22 protein-coding genes are annotated in these 21,957 nt (G+C 72.9%); 18 read left to right on the top strand and 4 right to left on the bottom strand.

Annotated elements, in window-relative coordinates; translation table 11 throughout:
- The first annotated feature begins 7 nt into the window (after nucleotides 1-7).
- The 10 genes from zapE to PYR72_RS13635 all read left to right on the top strand — a co-directional run bounded on the left by zapE (nucleotide 8) and on the right by PYR72_RS13635 (nucleotide 8,939).
- On the top strand, nucleotides 8-1,123 hold the full coding sequence (gene zapE / locus PYR72_RS13590) for a cell division protein ZapE (protein WP_275455594.1): 1,116 nt from the start codon (nucleotides 8-10) through the stop codon (nucleotides 1,121-1,123).
- A 236-nt stretch (nucleotides 1,124-1,359) separates the two neighbouring features.
- The gene (locus PYR72_RS13595; RefSeq protein ID WP_275455595.1) at nucleotides 1,360-1,758 is read left to right on the top strand and encodes a hypothetical protein; all 399 of its coding nucleotides are present in this window, start codon (nucleotides 1,360-1,362) and stop codon (nucleotides 1,756-1,758) included.
- An 81-nt stretch (nucleotides 1,759-1,839) separates the two neighbouring features.
- Entirely contained in the window at nucleotides 1,840-2,418 is a 579-nt protein-coding gene (locus PYR72_RS13600; protein WP_059079787.1) for a carbonic anhydrase, read from the top strand.
- A gap of 59 nt (nucleotides 2,419-2,477) precedes the next feature.
- The gene (locus PYR72_RS13605) at nucleotides 2,478-3,992 is read left to right on the top strand and encodes a SulP family inorganic anion transporter (protein ID WP_275455596.1); all 1,515 of its coding nucleotides are present in this window, start codon (nucleotides 2,478-2,480) and stop codon (nucleotides 3,990-3,992) included.
- Between the two features lie 268 nt (nucleotides 3,993-4,260).
- Entirely contained in the window at nucleotides 4,261-5,097 is an 837-nt protein-coding gene (locus tag PYR72_RS13610) for a slipin family protein (protein ID WP_275460406.1), read from the top strand.
- A 108-nt stretch (nucleotides 5,098-5,205) separates the two neighbouring features.
- Nucleotides 5,206-6,579: a PhoX family protein gene (locus PYR72_RS13615; RefSeq protein WP_275455597.1), complete on the top strand. Its 1,374-nt coding sequence runs from the start codon at nucleotides 5,206-5,208 to the stop codon at nucleotides 6,577-6,579.
- 127 nt (nucleotides 6,580-6,706) lie between these two features.
- A complete protein-coding gene (locus PYR72_RS13620; protein WP_275455598.1) occupies nucleotides 6,707-7,528 on the top strand; it encodes a helix-turn-helix transcriptional regulator in 822 nt (273 codons plus the stop codon).
- Entirely contained in the window at nucleotides 7,525-7,797 is a 273-nt protein-coding gene (locus tag PYR72_RS13625) for a DUF397 domain-containing protein (protein WP_275455599.1), read from the top strand. Before PYR72_RS13620 ends, PYR72_RS13625 begins: the two co-directional genes overlap by 4 nt.
- A gap of 39 nt (nucleotides 7,798-7,836) precedes the next feature.
- Nucleotides 7,837-8,715, top strand: coding sequence for a polysaccharide deacetylase family protein (locus PYR72_RS13630; RefSeq protein WP_275455600.1), 879 nt, complete (start codon nucleotides 7,837-7,839; stop codon nucleotides 8,713-8,715).
- A 32-nt stretch (nucleotides 8,716-8,747) separates the two neighbouring features.
- A complete protein-coding gene (locus PYR72_RS13635; protein ID WP_275455601.1) occupies nucleotides 8,748-8,939 on the top strand; it encodes a hypothetical protein in 192 nt (63 codons plus the stop codon).
- Here the strand turns inward: PYR72_RS13635 and PYR72_RS13640 are convergent.
- Both PYR72_RS13640 and PYR72_RS13645 read right to left on the bottom strand, forming a co-directional pair.
- Nucleotides 8,931-9,602 (bottom strand): ABC transporter, encoded by a 672-nt coding sequence (locus PYR72_RS13640; RefSeq protein ID WP_275455602.1) that lies wholly within the window; start codon nucleotides 9,600-9,602, stop codon nucleotides 8,931-8,933. The two genes, PYR72_RS13635 and PYR72_RS13640, sit on opposite strands and share 9 nt — an antisense overlap.
- Nucleotides 9,602-10,555 (bottom strand): ATP-binding cassette domain-containing protein, encoded by a 954-nt coding sequence (locus PYR72_RS13645; RefSeq protein WP_275455603.1) that lies wholly within the window; start codon nucleotides 10,553-10,555, stop codon nucleotides 9,602-9,604. The genes PYR72_RS13640 and PYR72_RS13645 overlap by 1 nt, the downstream gene beginning before the upstream one ends.
- Nucleotides 10,556-10,625: 70 nt before the next feature.
- Here PYR72_RS13645 and PYR72_RS13650 point away from each other — a divergent pair, with 70 nt between their 5' ends.
- The 7 genes from PYR72_RS13650 to PYR72_RS13680 all read left to right on the top strand — a co-directional run bounded on the left by PYR72_RS13650 (nucleotide 10,626) and on the right by PYR72_RS13680 (nucleotide 18,466).
- Entirely contained in the window at nucleotides 10,626-11,378 is a 753-nt protein-coding gene (locus PYR72_RS13650; RefSeq protein ID WP_275455604.1) for an aminoacyl-tRNA hydrolase, read from the top strand.
- Nucleotides 11,379-11,763: 385 nt separating this feature from the next.
- Nucleotides 11,764-12,372 carry a DUF4142 domain-containing protein gene (locus PYR72_RS13655; RefSeq protein ID WP_275455605.1) on the top strand — a complete coding sequence of 203 codons (609 nt, stop codon included), beginning with the start codon at nucleotides 11,764-11,766 and terminating at the stop codon, nucleotides 12,370-12,372.
- Between the two features lie 141 nt (nucleotides 12,373-12,513).
- Entirely contained in the window at nucleotides 12,514-13,317 is an 804-nt protein-coding gene (locus PYR72_RS13660; RefSeq protein ID WP_275455606.1) for a DUF4142 domain-containing protein, read from the top strand.
- Between the two features lie 196 nt (nucleotides 13,318-13,513).
- Nucleotides 13,514-14,857 (top strand): DUF692 domain-containing protein, encoded by a 1,344-nt coding sequence (locus PYR72_RS13665; protein WP_275455607.1) that lies wholly within the window; start codon nucleotides 13,514-13,516, stop codon nucleotides 14,855-14,857.
- Between the two features lie 248 nt (nucleotides 14,858-15,105).
- On the top strand, nucleotides 15,106-15,882 hold the full coding sequence (locus tag PYR72_RS13670; RefSeq protein ID WP_275455608.1) for a DUF4142 domain-containing protein: 777 nt from the start codon (nucleotides 15,106-15,108) through the stop codon (nucleotides 15,880-15,882).
- Between the two features lie 132 nt (nucleotides 15,883-16,014).
- A complete protein-coding gene (locus PYR72_RS13675; protein WP_275455609.1) occupies nucleotides 16,015-16,782 on the top strand; it encodes a TIGR04222 domain-containing membrane protein in 768 nt (255 codons plus the stop codon).
- A gap of 130 nt (nucleotides 16,783-16,912) precedes the next feature.
- Nucleotides 16,913-18,466 (top strand): alpha/beta hydrolase, encoded by a 1,554-nt coding sequence (locus PYR72_RS13680; RefSeq protein ID WP_275455610.1) that lies wholly within the window; start codon nucleotides 16,913-16,915, stop codon nucleotides 18,464-18,466.
- Here the strand turns inward: PYR72_RS13680 and hemQ are convergent.
- Both hemQ and hemG read right to left on the bottom strand, forming a co-directional pair.
- The gene (gene hemQ, locus PYR72_RS13685) at nucleotides 18,463-19,194 is read right to left on the bottom strand and encodes a hydrogen peroxide-dependent heme synthase (protein ID WP_059079725.1); all 732 of its coding nucleotides are present in this window, start codon (nucleotides 19,192-19,194) and stop codon (nucleotides 18,463-18,465) included. The genes PYR72_RS13680 and hemQ overlap by 4 nt on opposite strands.
- 5 nt (nucleotides 19,195-19,199) lie before the next feature.
- The gene (hemG, locus tag PYR72_RS13690) at nucleotides 19,200-20,684 is read right to left on the bottom strand and encodes a protoporphyrinogen oxidase (protein ID WP_275455611.1); all 1,485 of its coding nucleotides are present in this window, start codon (nucleotides 20,682-20,684) and stop codon (nucleotides 19,200-19,202) included.
- Between the two features lie 213 nt (nucleotides 20,685-20,897).
- Between hemG and PYR72_RS13695 the strand changes: the two genes are divergently transcribed.
- Nucleotides 20,898-21,929: a DUF4349 domain-containing protein gene (locus tag PYR72_RS13695; protein ID WP_275455612.1), complete on the top strand. Its 1,032-nt coding sequence runs from the start codon at nucleotides 20,898-20,900 to the stop codon at nucleotides 21,927-21,929.
- The last annotated feature ends 28 nt before the right edge of the window (nucleotides 21,930-21,957 follow it).

The following is a 21,957-nucleotide window of genomic DNA, read 5'->3' on the forward strand; positions in this document are numbered from 1 at the left end:
GGTAACCGTGTCGTCGTCCTCAGCCACCGTGTCCGGAATCGGCCCGATACCCGAAGCGGGCCCCTCGTCCCTGTGCGCCCGCGAGCCCCATGTCCCCGCGGACCGGCTCGTGGCCGAGATGGTGCCGCCGCCCCGCTTCGACGCGGTCCGCTTCGACACATACCTCCCGGACCCGAACCAGCCCAGCCAGACCGAGGCCGTCCGCGTCCTGAGCGGTTTCGCGGCGGGCCTCGGCGGGGCGCACGCGACCGGCGCGGGCAGGCGCGGCCTCCTCGGCTCCCTCGGCTTCGGCAGGGCGAAGGCCCCCAAGGTCCCGGCGGGCCCGCGCGGCGTGTACCTGGACGGCGGTTACGGCGTCGGCAAGACCCACCTCCTCGCCTCCCTGTGGCACGCCACCCCGGCCGAGCCCTCGCTCAAGGCCTTCGGCACCTTCGTGGAGCTGACGAACCTGGTCGGCGCCCTCGGTTTCCAGGAGACGGTCCAGACGCTCTCGGGGCACCGCCTGCTGTGCATCGACGAGTTCGAGCTGGACGACCCGGGCGACACCGTCCTGGTGTCGACCCTGCTCGGCAAGCTGGTCGACGCCGGGGTGGCCCTGGCCGCCACCTCGAACACACTGCCGGGCAAGCTCGGTGAGGGCCGGTTCGCGTCGGTCGACTTCCTGCGTGAGATCCAGGGCCTGTCGGCCCACTTCCGCTCGCTGCGCATCGACGGCGAGGACTATCGCCACCGCGGTCTGCCCGAGGCCCCGGCGCCGTACTCCGACGAGGAGGTCACCAAGGCGGCGTACGCCACCGCGGGCGCCTCGCTCGACGACTTCCCGCATCTGCTGGACCACCTGGCGCGCGTCCACCCGAGCCGGTACGGCGCGCTCACGGACGGCCTGAAAGCGGTCTGTCTGACCGACGTCCAGCCGGTCCCGGACCAGTCCACGGCCCTGCGGCTGGTGGTGCTCGCCGACCGGCTGTACGACCGCGAGGTGCCCGTGCTCGCCTCGGGGCTCCCCTTCGACCGGCTGTTCAGCGAGGAGATGCTGAACGGCGGCTACCGCAAGAAGTACTTCCGCGCCATCTCGCGCCTCACCGCCCTCGCGCGCGACGCGAAGCGACTCGTGGAGCACTGACTCCACCAGCACCCCTTCACGCACCGCCCCTGACGAACTCCCCCAGGTCAAGGGTCGATTTCGGCCAACCCGCCTACGCTTTTCAGGCTCTCTTCAGCTCGCAACGTTAAGTTAACCCAGCAAACAACTTTGCAGGGTTAACGTGTTTCTTGACCAGCGATTGACCAACGGTTGACCAAGTCGAGCACCTGCGGACGCGCGGGAGACAGCGAGAACTGCCAGGGAGGAGGCCCCTTTTGCGTGGTACGACGACCCGGACCGCCCTGTCGGTCCTCGCCGCCGTCCTGCTCACCCTCACGTTCTTCGCTCCCGCGGCTTCCTTCGCAGCCGCGCACACATCCGGTCATGCCAAGGCCAAAGCCGAGCCCGGAAACGCTCCCACCGCGAAGCCGGTGCGTGACAAGGCGGCCACCCACCGCACCTGCGCACCCGCTCAGGACCCGACCGGTCCGCTCCGCACCCGCGACCGGCATCGCGCGGCACCGCACACCGTTCCCGGTCCCCCCGCGCGTCCGTCGCGGGACGAGGACCCGGCGGCCACGAGCCGGTCCGAACCTCCGTCGCCCCGGCACCACCGGGCGGCGAGATCCCGCACGGCCCCCACCCCGGCCGCGCTCCAGGTCTTCCGCTGCTGAGTCACGTCAGCCCGTTCCCCCCACACCTTGCCGTGCGAGCCCGACGCGCCGCCGAGGCGCGCCAGGAGGAGTCACCCCATCATGCAGCCCCTCATCGACAACGCCCGTACCTTCGGACAGCGCCCTGAGGAGTTCGCCAGGCTGGCCGAAGGCCAGTCCCCCGAGGTCCTGTTCATCACCTGCTCCGATTCACGGGTCGTCCCGGCCCTGATCACGGGCGCCCGCCCCGGCGAGCTCTTCGAGTTGCGCACCGCCGGCAACATCGTCCCCCCGTACGCCCCCGACCGCCCCACCGGTGAGACGGCCACCATCGAGTACGCCGTGGAGGTCCTCGGCGTCACCGACATCGTGGTCTGCGGGCACTCGCACTGCGGGGCCGTCGGCGCCCTGGTGCGCGGCGACGACCTGGACGCCGTACCGGCCGTCCGGGACTGGCTGACCCGCGCCACCCCGCGCCCCGAGGGAGCCGTGGAGGACCCGGCCGTCGCCGACGGTGTGCAGAACCACGTCCTCAGCCAGCTGCTGCGCCTGCGGTCCTACCCGTGCGTGGAGAAGCGCCTCGCCGACGGCCGGCTGCGGCTGCGCGGCTGGTACTACGAGGTCCACACCGGTGCCGTGCGCGAACACCGCGCGGACACCGACCGGTTCGAGACCCTGTGAGCGACGGCCAGGTGTCCGAGACGACCGACCAGACCTCCGAGAGTTCCAGGACCTCCCCCATGTCTTCCGCATCCTCCCCGTCCCCCCTCATATCCCGGTTCCCCCATCTGCGACAGGACCTCGGCGCCTCGCTCGTCGTCTTCCTGGTCGCCCTCCCGCTGTGCGTGGGCGTCGCCGTCGCCTCCGGTGTCCCGGCCGAACTCGGCCTGGTCACCGGCATCGTGGGCGGTCTCGTCGCCGGGATGATGCCCGGCAGCAGCCTCCAGGTCTCCGGCCCGGCGGCCGGGCTGACCGTGCTGGTCTTCGAGGCCGTACGCCAGTTCGGGCTGCCCGCCCTCGGGGTGATCGTGCTCGCCGCCGGTCTGCTTCAGCTCGCCATGGGCGCGCTGAAGCTGGGCCGCTGGTTCCGCGCGATATCCGTCTCCGTGGTCGAGGGCATGCTCGCCGGCATCGGTCTCGTGATCATCGCGGGCCAGCTCTACGCGGCGGCCGGGCTGAAGGCTCCCGCCTCCGGCCTCGACAAGCTCGCGGGCCTGCCCGGCGCCCTCGTCGGGGCGCTGGGCAGCACCACCGCGCTCGCCTCGCTGGCGATCGGCGCGGGCACCGTCGCCGTGATGGTGCTATGGAAGCGGCTGCCGAAGAAGGTCCAGCTGGTCCCCGGCGCCCTCGCCGCGGTCCTGCTGGCCACGCTCGCCTCCCTGGCCTTCGACCTGCCGGTGGCGAACGTCGAGGTGAAGGGGCTGCTGGACGCCGTCCAGCCGCCGGGCCTCGACGCCTTCGGGCAGCTGGCGGACGTGGCGATCCTCGGCACGATCCTCGCCTTCACCCTCATCGCCTCCGCCGAGAGCCTGTTCAGCGCGGCGGCCGTGGACCGGATGCACGACGGTCCGCGCACCGCGTACGACAAGGAGCTGATGGCCCAGGGCGCGGGCAACACCGTGTGCGGGCTGCTGGGCGCGCTGCCGATGACGGCCGTGATCGTGCGCAGCTCCGCCAATCTCCAGGCCGGTGCGCGGACCAAGGCGTCCCGGGTCCTGCACGGTGTCTGGCTGCTGCTCTTCGCGGCCCTGCTGCCCGGCGCCCTCGCCCTGATCCCGCTGCCCGCCCTGGCCGGCATCCTGGTCCACGCGGGCTTCAAGCTGATCCCGTTCCGCGGGGTCGTCTCCCTGTGGCGCACCCACCGGGGCGAGGCGCTGATCCTGGTGGCCACGGCGGTGGCGATCGTCGCGGTCAACATGTTCGAGGGCGTGCTGATCGGTCTGGCCCTCTCCGTGGCCAAGACCGCCTGGGAGGCCTCGCACATCAGGCTGGAGGTCATCGACAAGGGCGCGGGTCCCGTCCAGGCGTACCTCTCCGGCAACGCGACCTTCCTGCGCCTGCCGAAGATCCTCGACAACCTGGAGTCCCTGCCCCAGGACCGTCCGGTGGAGCTGCACCTCACCGGTCTGCACCACCTCGACCATGCCTGCCGCACGGCCCTGGAGAACTGGGCCTCCCGCCACAGCGCGACCGGCACGGAGCCGGTGCGCATGACGGTGCCGGAACCAGAAAAGGCCACGTCAGCAAGGCCCTGACCACGCCGTAACCACCCCACCCGCGCCGACCCAGCCATGGCTGCCCCCACCTGCGGGCAGTCGTGCCGCTGGGGCGGCACGGGTGGGCGCAGGCGGCACCCTGTGAGCGCGGCAAGCGCCTCCTACTCCCGCCCAGCCACAGCCCCGGGGACGCACCCACCCCCGCCCAGCCACAGCCGAGCCCGAGCCCAGCGGGCATTCGCCTACGCCCCCACCCCCGACATATCGTGGTAATCCCATGGATACGGGACGACTCAAGGGGGTCGTCATGCTGGAATCCCTGCTCATAGCCGCCGCGGCAGTAGGCTCCGCCGCGGTCGTCTACGTCGTGGCCGCCGCCCGGGTCGTCAAGCAGTACGAGCGGGGCGTGGTCTTCCGGCTGGGCCGCCTGCGCGGTGCCCCGAGGACCCCCGGGTTCACCATGGTCGTCCCCGGCATCGACCGTATCCGCAAGGTCAACATGCAGATCGTGACGATGCCCGTGCCGGCCCAGGAGGGCATCACCCGCGACAACGTCACCGTCCGTGTCGACGCGGTGGTCTACTTCCAGGTCGTGGACGCGGCGAACGCGGTCGTCCAGGTCGAGGACTACCGCTTCGCCGTCTCCCAGATGGCCCAGACCTCCCTGCGGTCGATCATCGGCAAGAGCGACCTCGACGATCTGCTCTCCAACCGGGAGAAGCTCAACCAGGGCCTGGAGCTGATGATCGACAGCCCGGCCGTGGAGTGGGGGGTCACCATCGACCGCGTGGAGATCAAGGACGTCTCCCTCCCCGACACCATGAAACGCTCGATGGCCCGCCAGGCCGAGGCCGACCGCGAACGCCGGGCCCGGATCATCAACGCGGACGCGGAGCTGCAGGCGTCCAAGAAGCTCGCGGAGGCCGCGCAGCAGATGTCCGAGCAGCCCGCCGCCCTCCAACTCCGCCTGCTGCAGACGGTGGTGGCGGTCGCGGCGGAGAAGAACTCCACCCTCGTCCTGCCCTTCCCGGTGGAACTGCTCCGCTTCCTGGAACGGGCCCAGGCAGGCCCCCCGCAGGACCCGTCCCAGCCGCCCCGGGCGCCCTCCCCGCCCCCCGTGTCCCCGCCCCCGCCGACCGAGTGACACGGGACCGACTCCTCCGCCTCCCTCTACGCGCGTGGTTCACGTGGCCGTGACCGCGTGGTACACACAGGCGGGTCACATCCTGTCCGCCAACAGGAAGGTCCCCCCATGTCAGTGACCCGCCGTCAGGCCCTCGCCCGTTCCGGCGCGGGCGTCGCAGGTATCGCGTTCACCGGAGCCCTCTCCGAACTCTTCGCGGGCTCCGCCGCCGCACAGAACGACCTCGGCCACTCCGGCTACGGCCCCCTGGTCCCCGACCCGAACGGCCTGCTCGACCTGCCGAAAGGTTTCCGCTATCAGGTCCTCTCCCGCGAGGGCGACGCCCTGCGCTCCGGCGAGGGCCTGGTCCCCAGCAACTTCGACGGCATGTCCGCCTTCCCCGGCAGACACGGGCGGGTCCACCTCGTCCGCAACCACGAGAACCGGCACACCGGCCGCATCCCGGTCCCCACGGTCGAGGGCCTGACCTACGACCCGATGGGCAAGGGCGGCTGTACGTCCCTGACGCTCGACGCCCGCGGCAAGGTTCTCGCGGAGGGCGTCGCCATCGCCGGCACGGCCGTCAACTGCGCGGGCGGACCCACCCCTTGGGGCACCTGGCTGACCTGCGAGGAGACCGAGGACAGGGCCGGCACCAACGGCTACACCAAGGACCACGGTTTCATCTTCGAGGTGGACGCGGCGGACCCGCGCCGCTCGGGAGCCGTGCCCCTGACCGCGATGGGCCGCTTCCAGCACGAGGCCATCGCCGTCGACCCCAAGCGCGGTGTGGTCTACGAGACGGAGGACGCCTTCCAGCGCCCCTTCGGCCTCTTCTACCGCTTCCTGCCCGAGAAGCCCAAGGGCGGCCTCGGTTCACTCCGCGCGGGCGGCCGGCTCCAGGCGATGCGGGTGCCCGGCGTACCGGACCTGTCCCCCATCCAGGACCCCGGAGCCTGCTTCGAGGGCATCGAGTGGGTCGACGTCCCCGACCCCCTGGCCACGACGACGGCCATCCGCCACCAGGACTTCGGCCCCAAGGGCATCACCCACGCGCAGAAGCTCGAAGGCTGCTACTGGGGCGGGCGCTGCGTGTACTTCGTCTCGTCCTTCGCCCGCAGCGCGGACGGCTCGGCCGCCGACCACTACGGCCAGATCTGGCGCTACGACCCCGACCACCGCACCCTCACCCTGGTGATCGCCTTCGGCCCCGACACCGACCTCCAGCTCCCCGGCGAGTCCCCCGACAACATCTGCCTCGCCCCCTCCGGCGGCCTCATGGTCTGCGAGGACGGCAACGGCGCGCAGCACGTCTACGGGGTCACCCGCCACGGCGAGGTCTACGCCATGGCCCGCAACGCGCAGAACATTGGCACCCCGGCCGAACCGGAATGGGGCGAGTTCGCCGGCGTCACGTTCTCCCCCGACGGCCGGACGATGTACGTCAACTGCTACACCCCGGGGACGACGTTCGCGGTGACGGGACCGTGGCGCCGCACCTGACCCGAGGGGAACACGCATGTACGGCGCGTCGCCGTACATGCGTGTTCGATGGACAGTACGCGTAACCGTTCGTGACTCTGGGTGAGTTGATCGTGGGGAGATCCGACTCACCCGGAGGTGGCCGAGCATGAGCGTCGACTGGGAACCCGACCCGTCCGACAGTCTGAAGACGTTCGGGGCGTTCGTGCAGGCCCTGCGGGAGCATCACGGGCACACGAGGGAACAGTTCGCGCCGCTGGTGCGGTTCAGCGTGCATACGGTCGCCTCGATCGAGCTGGGCAGGCGGATGGCGGACGAGGTGTTCGTCGAGCGGGCGGACGAAGTGCTGGGCGGGACGGGGGCGTTGCTGAGGGCGGGCAAGCATCTGTCGCGGCAGCCGGGGCTGGCTTCGTGGTTCCGGAAGTGGGCGCGGCTGGAGGGCCAGGCGGTCAGTCTGAGTACGTACGAGTGCCGGTTGGTGCCGGGGCTGTTGCAGTCGGAGCCGTATGTGCGGGCGGTGTTCGGGGAGAGCATCCCGCCCCGGACCGACGACCAACTCGAAGCCCAGGTGACCGCCCGCATGGAACGACAGCGGCTGTTCCGGGAACTGCCCCACACCTCGTTCAGCTTCATCATCGAAGAGGCCGTCCTGCGAAGGGAGTTGGGTGGCCCGGAAGTAACACGCGGGATGCTTGACCATCTGCTGGAGCGCATCCGGCTGCGGAACGTCGTCGTGCAGGTCATGCCGTTGAACAGCAGGCATCACGCCTGCCTCGACGGCCCCCTACAACTCGTGGAGTTGCCGGACGGGCGACGTCACGCCTACGCGGAAGGGCAGAAAAGCGGTCGTCTGATCTCCGACGTGAAAGAGGTCGGTGTGCTCTGTCGGCGGTATGCGACACTGCGCTCGCAGGCCCTCTCACCCGCCGATTCCGAGGGGCTGTTGGAGCGATTGCGAGGAGCGTCATGAGCAGGCCCGAACTCGCCTGGTTCAAGAGCAGCTACAGCGGCACCGAAGGCGACAGCTGCGTAGAGATCGCGCTCGCCTGGCGAAAGTCGACGTACAGCAGCGACCAGGGCGACGACTGCGTAGAAGTCGCCACCCTCCCCTCCGCCGTCCACGTCCGTGACTCCAAGGTCCCCGGCAGCCCGGAGCTGGTCCTCTCGACCGCCGCCTGGGCACCCTTCGTCGCCCAGGCGGGTGACTTCGCGCCGGACTCCCTGTCGTTCGGCGGCTGAACCGGCCGTCCGCCGAGCCCGTCGCCGTACGTTCGTACGGTGATCAGTCCTGTACGAAGAGTCACCGCGCTCTGTGCGGTCGGCGTGCTCGGGGCCGCCCTCGCCGCCTGTGGCACCCCGCAGCCCTCGACGCGCATCGTCACCGCCACCGCCACCGCCGACCCCTCGGCGTCCCGGCCGCCCACGCTCGCGCCGGGCCCGGCCGGGCTGACCCCGGTGTTCGAGCACGGCCTGCGGACGACGGCGGACAAGACCGTCGCGCTCACCTTCGACGCGGACATGACCGCGGACCAGGGGGCGCGGGCCGCCGCCGGTGAACGGTTCGACAATCCGGAACTGATCGCGGCGCTGCGGCAGCTGAAGGTTCCGGCCACGGTGTTCATGACGGGGCGGTGGGTCGAGGAGTACCCGATCCAGGCGCGGTCCATCGGGCGGGACCCCCTGTTCGAGGTGGCGAACCACTCGTACAGCCATCACGCCTTCACCGAGGACTGCCACGGCCTGCCGACCATGGCGCCGGACCGGATGCGGGCCGACCTGGAGCGCGCCTACCGGGTGTTCCGGGAGGCGGGCGTGACGGACCCGATGCCGTACTTCCGGTTCCCCGGCGGCTGCTACGACAGCCGCGCGCTGCGCAGCATCGGCGCGTCCGGGGTGACGGCGGTGCAGTGGGACGTGGTGAGCGGCGACGCGTTCGCGTCGGACGCGGACGACGTGGTGCGGCAGGTGCTGGACGGGGTGCGGCCGGGGTCGGTCGTGGTCATGCACTGCACGCGCAGTGCCGCCCCGGTCACGGAGAAGGCCGTACGGAGGATCGTGCCGGTGCTCCGGGCCCGCGGCTACCGGTTCGTGAAGGTGTCCGACCTGGTCGGCACGGCGGCGGCGACGGAGACGGCCGCGGCGGCCGTCGCGCGCTGAGGGGACGCGCCCGGTCGTTCTACGCTGGACGGATGAGCGACTACCGCGGAGCCGAAGAGACGACCGCGGCTCAGGGGTCCGCCCCTGCCGCGGACGGGGCGGAGCCCTTCGCCGAGTGCGTCCTGTGCCGGAAGCCCACCGAGTACCCGGAGTCCCACAAGGGGATCACGCTCTGCCCGGTGTGCGAGTGGCGGGAGGCCGAGCGGGCCGTCTGTTCAGGCTGAGCGGCGGGTCGTCAGGGCGCACGCCACGGCGGTCGCGGCCGCCGCGAGCACACCGGCCGCGATCAGCGGCAGGACGGGGACCGGGACGGCCGCCCGCCGCGAGCCGTCGACCAGGGCGGTGACCGCGATCCGGGCCGGGGAGCCGGCCACGACCAGGGCCAGCAGCGCCCCCAGCAGCAGGGTCGGCACGGACCGGCCCGGTGAGCGGAGCAGGGGCCAGTTCGTGAGCGCGCCGACGGCCGTGCCGAGGAGGGCGCAGGCCAGCGCGGCCAGCAGGCCGGCGCCCGCCGCCGGGAGCGACTCGACGCGCGTCTGGTGGTCCGTGCTCGTGGGGGCACTGATGATCGTGACGAGGACGGTGGCCACCGTGCCGAGAAGGGCTGCCGCCGCGAACGCCACCAGGACGCAGGCCAGGTGCGCCCGGCCGGGTCCGGCCGCCGCACCCGTACAACTGCGGGCCGCGGGCGGCTCGTTGGTGACGCAGATCCGCATCAGCCAGGCGGCGACGGGCAGCAGCGCGGCGGCCGTGTAGCCGAGCGAGTCGAGCACCGGCTGCCCCTTCTGCACGCCGATGGCAAGGAACGCCGCGTAGAGGATGACGGGCGGGAGCCAGCGCTGGGAGCGGACGAGGAGGGCCGCCTGGTAGCGGAGGAGGGCGTTCATCAGGCGCGTTCGCCTTCCAGTGCGGGTTGCGGTGCGGGTTCCGGTGCGGCGGCGGAGTCGGGTGCGGTCAGAGGCGCGGGGTCGGGTGCCGGGCCCACGCTCACCACGTGCCAGGGCGGGCGGGCCTCCAGCAGGGCCCTGAGCAGCGCGTCCGAGGCCGCCGCCGGGACGGTGAACCGGTGGGTCCCCGCGCCGCTCTCCTCGACCTCTGTGGCCAACTCTCTTATCGCGTCCGGCACTTGACGCCCCGAGACGCCGCGCCCTTCGACGACGACAGCGGCGACGGCCGCGGTGCCGTCCGCACCCGCCCGTGCGGTCCCGTTTCCCTCCCGGAGCGCGAGCGCGCCCCCGACCACCGTGTAGACCGCGTCCGGCACCCCCGCGAGCCGCCCCGGATCGTGGTCCACGAACACCACCGCGGCCCCGGCAGCGGTCCGCTCGACGACCACGCGCTCCAGCTCCTCCCGGGCGTCGGCGTCCAGACCGGTCCACGCCTCGTCGAGGACGAGCAACTCCGGCGCGGCGAGCAGGGCCTGCGCCACGGCGACCTTCTGGCTGCTGCCCTTGGACAGCTCCCCCATGGGTGTCCGGGCGTACTCGGCGGCGCCGAAGCGCTCCAGCCACTCGGTGGCGGCGCGGGCCGCGGCCGCGCGGTCGAGGCCGTGGACGGCGCCGAGGTGGGTGAGGTACTCGGCGGCGGTGAACGGCAGCGCGGCGGGGAAGCGTTCGGGGACGTACGCCGTGCGCGGGCGCCCCGTGGCGCGGCCCACCGTGGGCGCGTCGAGTCCGGCGAGGACGCGGAGCAGCGTCGACTTGCCGGTGCCGTTCGCGCCCTCGACCCGGGTCAGCGAGCCGGGGGCGATCTCCAGGTCGACATCGCGCAGCACCCAGGGGCCACGGAATCCGTACCGGCGGCCGACGCCATCCAGCCTCAGCAGTAACTCGCGTTCCATGGCCCCATCCTCGTACAGACGGGCGAGTGCGGGGCGGGGCAGGGCCCTTTTCGCCTGGCAGACTGGGCGGGTGACCACGAGCGACCCGACCCCCGACCCCGCCCCCGCCACCTCGGCGTCCGCCGCCGAGGACAGCCCCTTCCGGGACGAGCGGACCTCGCGCGACGAGGGGCCGCAGTACGTCCTGCCCCTGGTCGCGCGGATCGAGCGGGGGGCGCCTCCGGCGCGTACGGACGCGTTGGAGACGGCGGCGCGGGCGGTGCTGGTGATGCTGAGCGACGCGCGGTCGCTGGGCGACGGCGAGTGGGCCGAGGCGATGCGCGGCTGGCAGGACGCCCGGATCCGCAAGGTGGTCCGGCGGGCGCGGGGCGCGGAGTGGCGGCGCGCCGAGGCGCTGCCGGGGATCACCGTGGCGGGCAAGTCGGCGGAGGTGCGCGTCTTCCCGCCGGTGCCGCTGGACGGCTGGCCCAAGGATCTGGCCCGCCTCCAGGTCTCGGGCACGGACCTCGACGACCCGGAACCGCCGGCCGGGCCCGACCCCGCCGCGCCGGTGCTCTGGCTGAACCCCGGAGTGGAGATGTCGGCGGGCAAGGCCATGGCCCAGGCCGGTCACGGCGCGCAGCTCGCCTGGTGGGACCTGGACGACCGGGCCCGCGCCGCCTGGCGGGACGCGGGCTTCCCCCTCTCGGTACGCACCGCCGCCCCGTCCCTCTGGGAAAACCTCACCACCAGCGGCCTCCCGCTCGTCCGCGACGCCGGCTTCACCGAGGTCGCCCCCGGCTCCAGCACGGTGGTCGCGGATCACCGCCCCCTGCGCACCTGAACCCGAGGCCCCCTACCCGTACCTGCGCCAGGGGCTGCGTCCTGCGTCTCCGGCTGCGGGCGGTGGGGGCTGGTCGCGCAGTTCCCCGCGCCCCTTGAGGGCCTACGGCCGCTCAGGGACGAAAAGCACGGGGCGCAGCCCCTGCTTTTCAGGGGCGCGGGGAACTGCGCGATCAGCCCCCACCCACCCGCAGCCGAACAGCCGACGCCTCGCCGCCCGCACCGGACCGCACCCGTCCGCGCCCCGCTGAATCGTGTCCGCCTCCACCGGGCTTCCTCAGGCCGTTCACCGGCCGTTGAACAACTCCGCCGCCCCGCGCGTATCTTCCGGCACTGGCCACGTAACTGCCCCAACGACCAGTTGGCATCATCCGGGAGGAATCACCTTGGCGCGTTTCAACGGCTCGCTCATCGCCGGCCTGGCTCTCGTCGTCACCGTAGGCGCCCTGGCGTTCCCCGTATGGTCCTATGCCGACCGCTCGGGCACCGCGCAGGCCAACATGGCCGCCGGCACGGTGAACACCCAGTGGGGGCCGCTGACGGCCTCCGACCGGGATCTCATCATCCGCGTACGCCTCGCGGGACTGTGGGAGCTGCCCGCCGCCGAGAAGGCGATGGCGCGGTCGAGCAGCCCGAAGGTGAAGGAGGCGGCGGACCACCTGATCGTGGGCCACAAGGACCTCGACGAGCGGGTGCGGGCGGTGGCGACCCAGCTGGGCGTCGAGCTGCCGAACGTGCCGAACGAGCAGCAGCAGGGCTTCCTCGCGCAGATGGACAACGCCACGGACGACCAGTTCGACCGGGTGTGGGCCAACCTGCTGCGCTCCGCGCACGGCAAGATCTTCCCGGCCGTCGGGGCGATCCGGAACCAGACCGAGAACACCCTGGTGCGCAAGCTGGCCTCGGACACCAACCAGACGGTGCTGGACCACATCACGATGCTGGAGAAGACCGGCCAGGTCGACTTCGACGCGATCGCCAACGGCACGATCTGACCCGTCCCCGGCCCCGCCCCGGGCGAAGGCCGCGGACCACCGGACACACCCAGCGGTCATCTTCCGCACCAGCGGTCACCCCCGCACCCCCAAGCAACAGTCAGACCCCAACGATCAGTTGGTTTCCTCCGGGAGGCTCTTTTGCGACGCTCGAAGGGCTCAGTCCTCGTCGCCCTGGCGATCGCCGGCACGCTCACCGCGGTCGCCTATCCCATCTTCTACTCGTACCCCAACCGCAACGCGACGGCCGCGGCCGCGCTCACCGGTGACACGGTGACCACGCAGTGGGGGCCGCTCACCCCCGGCGACCGCGACCTGCTCATCCGCGTGCGGCTGGCGGGACTGTGGGAGCTGCCGGCCGGGCAGCAGGCCCTGGAGCGCAGCGGCAGCAAGTCCGTCAGGGAGGCCGCGGACCACCTGATCAAGGGCCACACCGACCTGGACAAGCGGTCCCGGATCATCGCGGCCAAGCTGGGCGTCGAGCTGCCGAACCAGCCGACGGCGGAGCAGCAGGGCTTCCTGGACCAGATGACGGCCGCGAAGACCGAGGCCGACTACAACAAGGTCTGGGCGAACCTGCTGCGGACCGCCCACGGCAAGATCTTCCCGGCGATCGCCTCCGTGCGGAACTCCACCCGCAACACGCTGATCCGTCAGCTGGCCTCCGACGCCAACCAGACCGTGCTGGACCACATCACGATCCTGGAGGCGACCGGCGAGGTCGACTTCGCGACCATCGCCCAGAACTCGGTCACCGGTACGGCCAGCCCGACCGGCCCGCCGCCGCCCGTCGCCGGACAGGTGCCGCCGGCCGCGCCCCCCGCCGTGCCGTCCAACAACCCGGACACCCAGTCGAAGCCGTCGCCCTTCGAGTCGGCGGTGCCCACCGGCCGCCCGGACCCGGAGGAGATCAACAAGGACCAGGGCCAGCCGGCGGTCCAGTAGCGGGCTCGGCACACAGCTCGACGAAAGCTCAGTGAGAAGCTCAGCGGAAAGCTCAAATGTTGCTCTGAAGGTCCCCTCCCAGGGGTTCGGTCCCGTGTCCCGGGGCCATGACTCCGTCACACCGCAGCACAGGTCCGCCGTGAGGAGACGCACAGGGTCTGGTGAAGCCGTGGCCGATGTGACCGTGGAGGGGACGATGGAGCAGATCGCACAGTTGGGGACGGGGATCGGCTGGCGGCCGGAGATCGCCGACGCCGTCGAGCGCATGGCGGGGTCGGGCGGGGTCGACTGGGTCGAGGCCGTCGCCGAGAACGTCTGTCCCGGCCATGTGCACGAGTCGCTGCTGCGGCTGCGCGAGCGCGGCGTGACGGTGGTGCCGCACGGTGTCTCCCTGGGCCTCGGCGGCGCCGACCGCCCCGACGAGCAGCGCCTGCGCTCCCTCGCCGAGCGCGCGGAGACGCTGGGCGCCCCCCTCGTGACGGAGCACATCGCGTTCGTCCGGGCCGGGGGCGCCCTCACCGCGTCCCCACTGCTGGAGGCCGGGCACCTGCTGCCGGTGCCCCGCACCCGGGACGCCCTCGACGTGCTGTGCGAGAACGTCCGCATCGCCCAGGACGCGCTGCCCGTGCCGCTCGCGCTGGAGAACATCGCCGCCCTGATCAACTGGCCGGGCGAGGACATGACCGAGGGACAGTTCCTCTACGACCTCGTCGACCGCACCGGCGTCCGGCTCCTCATCGACGTGGCGAACCTGCACACCAACCACGTGAACCGGGGCGAGGACCCCGCGAAGGCGCTCGACGAGCTGCCGGTCGAGGCCATCGCGTACGTCCATGTCGCGGGCGGCTTCGAGCGGGACGGCGTCTGGCACGACAGCCACGCCCACCCGGTCCCCCCGCAGGTCCTCGACATCCTCGCCGACCTCGCCTCCCGGGTGACCCCGCCGGGTGTCCTGCTGGAGCGCGACGACAACTTCCCCGAGCCGGGCGAGCTGGAGCGGGAGCTGGCGTCCGTCCGGGGCGTGCTGGAGAAGGCCGAGGTGCGCGACGCCGGGACGGGGTCCCTCGTCGCCGGGACGGCATCCGCCGCCGAGGCCGGGCCCGCCGCCGAGGCCGAGGCCGAGCCCGTCGCCCGGCAGCGGCTCGGGCTCGCGCAGGCCGCGCTGCTGTCCGCGCTGGTCGCCGGGACACCGGTGCCCGAGGGGTTCGACCGGGTGCGGCTGGGCGTCCAGGCACGGTCCCTCGCGGCCAAGCGGGCGGACGTCGTGGCGAAGGTGGCGCCGGAGCTGCCGGAGATCCTCGGCCCGTCGTACCGGCCGGCGTTCGTGGCGTACGCGCAGGGCAACCCGATGACCGACGGCTACCGGCGCGACGCCCTGTCCTTCGCCGAGCACGTGCTGCTGACCGGCCGCCCCGACGACGGGGACGTCCTGCGCGAGGTGCGCCGCTGGTGGCTGGAGCGCTCGGGCCCCGCCCCGCTGTCGCGGCGTCCCGCGGCCCGGCTGGCCCGCGCCACCCGCAGGGTGCTGCTGCGCCGCTGAGCCGGGGCCCCGTCCGAGTGTGCTGCGATTAACAGACCCGTGTCCCCCGCACGGGTTTACCGTCGCGTGTGACCCGTTTGGAACCGATTGGTCCGGCACATCGCACGCCCCGTTCGGCGGGTTTTGCCCCCTCCTCAACCGTTCCTCCGCATACGGCAGTTGGCGCGGACCGGGCAGTAACATACCGGTCCGTAGGCCGACAAGCACCCGCCGCGCATCCGCGTGCGGTGCCGCGAGCAGGAGGCGTCATGCGCACCACCAGGGGCAGGGGAGGACTCTTCAGTGGTACGGGACTCATCGTCGCCGGACTGACGGCGACGCTCGTCGCGCTGGTCTTCCCGGTCTGGTCGTACGCGGACCGCTCCGGCACCGGCGTCAGCGTCCTCAACGCGACGACCATGACGACGCGGTACGGTCCGCTGTCCGCCCTGGACCGCGACTTCATCACGAAGGTCAGGCTGGCCGGGCTGTGGGAGCTGCCCGCCGGACAGCAGGCCGAGACGAAGGGCACCACCGCGGCCGTACGGACCGCCGGCGAGCATCTCATCGAGGGGCACACCTTCCTCGACGCCCGCGTCCGTGACGTCGCGGCGCGCCTGAACCTGCCGCTGCCCAACCAGCCCAACGACCAGCAGAAGCAGTGGCTGGCCACCCTGGACGCGGCACGGGGCGAGAGCTACGACCGCGAGTTCGCCAACATCCTGCGGCTGGCGCACGGCAGGGTCTTCTCCGTGGTCGCCCAGGTCCGCGCCACCACCCGCAACTCCCTGGTCCGCGCCCTGGCCGACGACGCCAACACCACCGTCCTCGACCACATCAAGGTCCTGGAGGCCACCGGCCTCGTCGACTACGACGCGATCGCCCGCGACACCGCCTCCGCGAGCACCCCGCCCCTGACCAGTTCCCCGGCCCCGCCGGCCGACGGGCAGGCCGGCCCCGGCTCCCCGGTCCCGGTGACCCCCTCCCCGTCCCCGTCGGTCTACTCCCTGCCACCGGCCGCCAACGGCCCCTCGGACGACGGCTGAAGCACCGCACGCCACCTCACGGCCTGGCAATTGCGGGCCGAGGCGGCGTACAAACGGGCGAGACCGGGAACCTTCCCTCAGGATTCCGGTCAACGCCTGCGGCCGCTCCGGGCGGGCCCGTAGAAACACGCCATGCTCTGGGTCCTCTTCCTCCTCCTGGCCTGGGCCGCCGCCGGCGTCTCCTGTGCCCGCCTCTGCCTGACCTCGCTGCGGGCGGCCGCCGCCGACGACGACATCCGGGCGGACCACGTCCACCACTGCCACCGGCTCACCCTGTACGAGGCGGCGTTCCTGTCGGGCGGCCCGGCGCGCGTCGCCGACCTCACCCTCGTCGCCATGGCCTGCCGGCGCCGGCTCCTCCTCGCCCACACCGGCTGGGTGACCGTCGTGGACCCCGTGGGCCGGGACGCGATGGAACGCGCCGTCATCGGCGCGATAGGCCCGGACGGACAGTCCCTGATAGCGCCCGTACGCCGGGCCGCCGCGGCCGCCGAGCCGGTCCGGCACCTCTCCGACCGGCTCGTCGCGGCGGGACTGGCCGTACCGGACGCCGCGCGCACGGGCGTGGCCGACGCGGTCACCCAGGTACGGGGGGCCGCGCTCGGTGTGTGCGGCCTCGGAGCGCTGGCGCTGATGCTGCCCTCGCAGGGGTTCGCCGAACACCGGGCGCTGGTGGCGCTGTGGTTCGCGCTGCCGCTGGTGCTGACGCTCAGCTGCCTGGTCATCGCACGGGTCGAGGGGCCGCCGGGCACGCGGTGGGCGTCGCCGGAGGGCACCCGGGTGCTCGACGCGGTGCTGGGACGGAACGAGGGCGACGTCCCGGACCTGGTCTCGGTGGCCGTCCGGGGTGTGGGGGCGGTGGGCTCCCCCGAACTGCGGGCGGCGTTCGAACAGCGGTGACACCGTGGCGTTCGAACAGCCGTGACACCGTAGGGGCACGCGGCGGCGACACCGCCCGCCGGTGCTTTACTTTCGCCCCCTTCCGCACCAAACATCCCTGTGACGCTGTCGTGCTTCGGAGGGATTCGCCATGCGGGCTGCCGTTCTCCATGTGACCGTCGCGGCGGGGCTGCTGATCGGTCTCCTCGGCGCTCCCCCGGCAGCCGCGACGGACACGCTCACCGGGCCGGTGGCACGGCGGGCCGCGGACGAGGGCATCCGGTTCGGGACGTGTCCGGCGGCGGAGGGCCTGCCGGACGGGGTGCGCTGCGGGACGGTGAAGGTACCGCTCGACTACGCGCGCCCGAACGGCAGACAGATCTCACTGACCGTCAGCCGGGTCCGCGCCAAGGGCAAGGACGCCCGGGGCAGGAAGGTGGCCCGGCAGGGCGCGCTCGTGTTCAATCCGGGCGGCCCGGGAGCCTCGGGGATGTTCTTCCCCCTCGTCGGCTACCTCCCGGACTGGAAACGGCTCGGCGCCGCCTACGACCTCGTCGGGTACGCCCCGCGCGGGGTAGGCCGCTCGGCGCCGCTGTCCTGCCGGGACCCGAGGACACTGCACCGGGGGCCCTCGGCGGCACCGACGCACCCCTCGGGGGCGTACAAGAAGGAACGCATCGCGCGGGCCAAGGCGTTCGCGCGGGGGTGTGCGCGGCGGGGCGGGAGCACGCTGCGGCACTACCACTCCCTCAACAACGCCCGCGACCTCGACGTCCTGCGCGCCGCTCTCGGCGAGCCTCGGCTGACCTTCGTGGGAGCGTCGTACGGCACCTACTTGGGGGCGCTGTACGCCTCCCTGTTCCCCTCCCACGTGCGCCGGATGGTGTTCGACTCGGTGGTGAACCCGGACCCCGAGCAGATCTGGTACCGCAACAACCTCGACCAGTCGGCCGCGTTCGAGGGACGCTGGGCGGACTTCCGGGCCTGGACCGCCCGGCACCACGCGGTGTACGGGCTGGGCGACACCCCCGAGAAGGTGCTGCGCAGCTACGAGCGGGCGGCGGCGCGGCTGGCGGCCCGGCCCGCCGGGGGCAGGGTGGGACCGGGACAGCTGCACGGGGCGTTCCTCCAGGCCGCGTACTACGACGACCACTGGCCGCAGCGTGCCCTGGCCCTGTCCGCCTATCTGAAGGGCGATCCGAAGCCGCTGGTGCAGATCGCCGGTCCGTCCCCGGAGGGGGCCGTCGAGCAGGAGAACGCGAGCGCCGTCTACACGGCCGTCGAGTGCAACGACGGCCCCTGGCCCACCGAGTGGCGGGTGTGGGACCGCGACAACACGCGGCTCGCGCGCACCGCGCCCTTCGAGACGTGGGACAACGTGTGGGCGAACCTGCCGTGCGCGTACTGGAAGGGTCCGCGGCAGCGGCCGCTCGACGTGCGGACCGGTCCCGGTGAGCTGCCGCCCACGCTGATCCTGGCGGCCGAGCGGGACGCGGCCGCACCGTACGACGGGGCGATCGCGCTGCACCGGCGGCTGTGGGGGTCGGTACTGGTGACCGAGCGGGACGCCGGCAACCACGGGGTCGGCTGGGGGACCAACCGCTGCGTCAACGGCCACCTGGAGGCGTACCTGCTGGAGGGGCGGCTGCCGGAGCGGCGCGCGGCGTGCGCACCGCGTCCGGAGCCCGTCCCCGCGCGGGGCTAGGCGAGACCCTCGACCAGCTCGGCCACCGACCTGCGGCGGCCCGTGTAGAAGGGGACCTCCTCGCGGACGTGCATCCGGGCCTCCGAGGCGCGCAGGTGCCGCATGAGGTCGACGATGCGGTACAGCTCGTCCGCCTCGAAGGCGAGGATCCACTCGTAGTCGCCCAGCGAGAACGACGCGACGGTGTTGGCGCGGACGTCCGGGTAGCCGCGGGCCATCTTGCCGTGGTCGGCGAGCATGCGGCGGCGGTCCTCGTCGGGCAGCAGGTACCAGTCGTAGGAGCGCACGAAGGGGTAGACGCTGACGTAGTCGCGGGGCGTCTCGTCGGCGAGGAACGCCGGGATGTGCGAGCGGTTGAACTCGGCGGGCCGGTGCAGCGCCATGTTCGACCACACCGGGGTGAGCGCGCGGCCCAGCCTCGTCCGGCGGAAGAGGTTGTACGCCTCCTGGAGCTGGTCGCTGGTCTCGGCGTGCCACCAGATCATGAGGTCGGCGTCGGCGCGCAGGCCCGACACGTCGTAGGTGCCGCGGACGGTCACGTCCTTCGCGGCGAGCTGGTCGAACAGCTCCTGGACCTCGTCGGCGTAACCCGCGCGGTCCTCCGGCAGCACGTCCTTCAGCCGGAAGACGGACCACAGGGTGTAGCGGATGACCTCGTTGAGGTCCTTGGCCAGCTTGCCCTTGTTCGGGATCCGGCCGGTCTCGGGGGTGGGGGCGACGTCGCTCATGGCTCCTATTCTCCCGCTCCGCCGTGGAGGCTCTGCACCGGGTCGGCGGTGAGATCCCGCAGCGCGCGCAGGTCGCCGTGGATCTCGTCGACCGCCGCCGTGGCGCTCGCGACGCAGGCGGGGATGCCGACACCGTCGTACGCCGCTCCGCAGACCGCGAGGCCCGGCAGCTTGCCCAGGTGCTCGCGGACGCGGGCCACGCGCGCGTGGTGGCCGACCGGGTACTGGGGCAGGCCCTCGTCCCAGCGGGTGACGCGGGTCTCGACGGGGGCGGCGGTCAGGCCGGTGGCCTCGCGCAGGTCGGTCCGCGACACGTCCACGAGGTGGGCGTCGTCGTGGTCCAGGATCGCCGTCTCGCCGTACCGGCCGACCGAGGTGCGCAGGATCAGCAGGTCCGGGTTCTCCTCGGCGAGCCAGCCCCACTTCCGGGAGGAGAACGTCGACGCCTTGATCGTGCGGCCGTCGACCGGCGGCACCAGGAAGCCGCTGCCCTCGGGCAGGGTGAGTCCGGCCCGGCGGTAGGCGAGGGTGACCAGGGCCATCGAGGCGTACTCCACGCCCGCCAGCTCGGCCGCGGCGCCGGGGGCCTCGGCGCGCAGGAGGGCGGCGGCGACCGGGGCGGGGACGGCCAGGACCACGGCGTCGGCGCGCAGGACACGTTCCTCGCCGTCGCCCGTACCGCCGGTGACGACACGCCAGCCGCCGGGGGCCTCGCGGCGCAGTTCGGTGACGGACGTGCGGGTGCGGATCTCGGCGCCGCGCGCCCGCACCGACTCGGCCACCGCGAGCGGCAGCCGGCCGATCCCGCCCTCGATGCCCATGAACACCGGCCCGGTCTGCCCGGCGGCGGCCGCGCGCTCCTGGATGCCCCGGACGGCCTCGGTGAGAGAGGTGTGGGTGAGCGCCGCCTGGAAGAGCTGCGGCACGGCCGAACGCATCGAGATGCGGTACGCGTCGCCCGCGTACACACCGCCGAGCAGGGGTTCGACCAGACGGTCGACGACCTCGCGGCCGAGGCGGGCCGCCACGTACTCCCCCACCGCCACGTCGTCGCCGACCTCGGTGCGCGGCAGGTCGGCGTCGCGCTCGATCCGGGCCAGGCCCTCGTCGGACAGGACCCCCGCGAGCGCGGACGCGGTGCCGGGGACCCCCATGACATGGCCCTTGGGCATGGGCCGCAGGGCGCCCCGGGTCCACAGCGAGGCCGTGGCGGTGGCCGGCGGCCGGAGCCGGTCGGCGAGACCCACCTCGCGCGCGAGGGCGACCGCCTCGGGGCGGCGGGCGAGCATCGACTCGGCGCCGAGGTCGACGCGCGCGCCCGCGATCTCACCGGGCAGCAGCTTGCCGCCGACCCGGTCCGCGGCCTCCAGGACGGTCACTCTCGCGCCCCGGTCCACCAGCCTGTGCGCGGCGGCCAGCCCCGCGATGCCGGCCCCGATGACGACGACGTGCCCGGCGCCGCGCCCGGCGTCCGTACCTGATCCGCTCATGGCTCCAGCCTCTCAGACCTCACGGACCGTCATGACGCCGGTACCGCCCCCGGCCCGCCCGGGACCCGGCCCTCCCTGTGGCCCCGCCGAGTCCCGACCGTGACCGCTTCGGGACCGGCGGCCGCCAACGTTCCGGCCGCCTCGGGCGTCGAAGGGTCGTCAGCAGTGCGGGCGGACCCACGCCTGCCACGACCCTCGGGGGGTACGCCGCAAATGGCCCACACACACGTACGACGTTCCCGGCGGCCCGCAGGGGCTCTCGCCGCGCTGTTGCTCACGGGAGCCCTGGCGCTCACGGGCTGCTCCGACCCCCGGGACGGCGGCGCCTCCGCCGATTCGGCCAAGTCGGGCGGGTCCGCCGCCCGGCAGGAGGGAGCCCTGAACGACGAGAGCGGCAGCGGCAGCGGCTACGGCAAGCAGGGCGCCGCCGACGCGCCGGTCAAGATCGCGCCCAGCCACATCATCCGCACCGCCTCGCTGACCGTACGGGTCAAGGACGTGCCGAAGGCCCTGGACGAGGCCCGTACCGCCGTGGAGAGCGCGGGCGGTTTCGTGGGCAGCGAGTCCACGACCCTGGACGGCGAGGACCGGGAACGCACCCGGGTCGTCCTGCGCGTGCCGTCCGAGAAGTACGAGCAGGTCCTCGGGGACCTGGAGGGCACCGGCAAGCTGATCGCACGTAAGGAGAGGGCCGAGGACGTCACCGACCAGGTCGTCGACGTGGACAGCAGGATCAAGACACAGCGGGCGAGCGTGGCCCGGATCCGTGAGCTGATGGACCGGGCGGGCAAGCTCAGTGACGTGGTCACCCTGGAGGGCGAGCTGAGCAGCCGGCAGGCCGACCTGGAGTCCCTGCTGGCCCAGCAGAAGTCGCTGAAGGACCGTACGAGCCTCGCCACCATCACGCTGTCGCTGTCCGAGACCGCGGTGAAGAAGGCCGACAAGGCCGACGACGAGCCGGGCTTCGTGGACGCGCTGGCGGGCGGCTGGAACGCGTTCGTCGCCGTGTTCCGCTGGCTGGCGATGGCGCTCGCCGCGATCCTCCCCTTCGCGGTGGTCACCGCGGTCGTGGTGTTCCTGTGGCTGCGCCTGACCCGCACCCGCCGGCCCGCCCCGGCGACGGCCGCCGCTCCCGTGCCGGAGGAGCGGGAGGAGCGGTCGGAGCAGTCGGAGCGGTCGGCGCGGGAGGAGCGGTCGGAGCGGGAGGAGCGGTCGGAGCGGGAGGAGCGGTCGGAGCGGGAGTGACGCGGAACCGGGAGGCGGGACCGCCGTA

The sequence above is a fragment of the Streptomyces sp. VNUA24 genome (assembly GCF_029167005.1).
GTDB lineage: Bacteria > Actinomycetota > Actinomycetes > Streptomycetales > Streptomycetaceae > Streptomyces > Streptomyces scabiei.

Bases quoted from the DNA above. Each gene is read 5' to 3' on its own strand.
- PYR72_RS13600 (WP_059079787.1), top strand. From the start codon at position 1,840: ATGCAGCCCCTCATCGACAACGCCCGTACCTTCGGACAGCGCCCTGAG.
- PYR72_RS13605 (WP_275455596.1), top strand. From the start codon at position 2,478: ATGTCTTCCGCATCCTCCCCGTCCCCCCTCATATCCCGGTTCCCCCAT.
- PYR72_RS13610 (WP_275460406.1), top strand. From the start codon at position 4,261: ATGCTGGAATCCCTGCTCATAGCCGCCGCGGCAGTAGGCTCCGCCGCG.
- PYR72_RS13615 (WP_275455597.1), top strand. From the start codon at position 5,206: ATGTCAGTGACCCGCCGTCAGGCCCTCGCCCGTTCCGGCGCGGGCGTC.
- PYR72_RS13620 (WP_275455598.1), top strand. From the start codon at position 6,707: ATGAGCGTCGACTGGGAACCCGACCCGTCCGACAGTCTGAAGACGTTC.
- PYR72_RS13625 (WP_275455599.1), top strand. From the start codon at position 7,525: ATGAGCAGGCCCGAACTCGCCTGGTTCAAGAGCAGCTACAGCGGCACC.
- PYR72_RS13635 (WP_275455601.1), top strand. From the start codon at position 8,748: ATGAGCGACTACCGCGGAGCCGAAGAGACGACCGCGGCTCAGGGGTCC.
- PYR72_RS13640 (WP_275455602.1), bottom strand. From the start codon at position 9,602: ATGAACGCCCTCCTCCGCTACCAGGCGGCCCTCCTCGTCCGCTCCCAG.
- PYR72_RS13645 (WP_275455603.1), bottom strand. From the start codon at position 10,555: ATGGAACGCGAGTTACTGCTGAGGCTGGATGGCGTCGGCCGCCGGTAC.
- PYR72_RS13665 (WP_275455607.1), top strand. From the start codon at position 13,514: ATGGAGCAGATCGCACAGTTGGGGACGGGGATCGGCTGGCGGCCGGAG.
- PYR72_RS13670 (WP_275455608.1), top strand. From the start codon at position 15,106: ATGCGCACCACCAGGGGCAGGGGAGGACTCTTCAGTGGTACGGGACTC.
- PYR72_RS13675 (WP_275455609.1), top strand. From the start codon at position 16,015: ATGCTCTGGGTCCTCTTCCTCCTCCTGGCCTGGGCCGCCGCCGGCGTC.
- PYR72_RS13680 (WP_275455610.1), top strand. From the start codon at position 16,913: ATGCGGGCTGCCGTTCTCCATGTGACCGTCGCGGCGGGGCTGCTGATC.
- hemQ (WP_059079725.1), bottom strand. From the start codon at position 19,194: ATGAGCGACGTCGCCCCCACCCCCGAGACCGGCCGGATCCCGAACAAG.
- hemG (WP_275455611.1), bottom strand. From the start codon at position 20,684: ATGAGCGGATCAGGTACGGACGCCGGGCGCGGCGCCGGGCACGTCGTC.
- PYR72_RS13695 (WP_275455612.1), top strand. From the start codon at position 20,898: ATGGCCCACACACACGTACGACGTTCCCGGCGGCCCGCAGGGGCTCTC.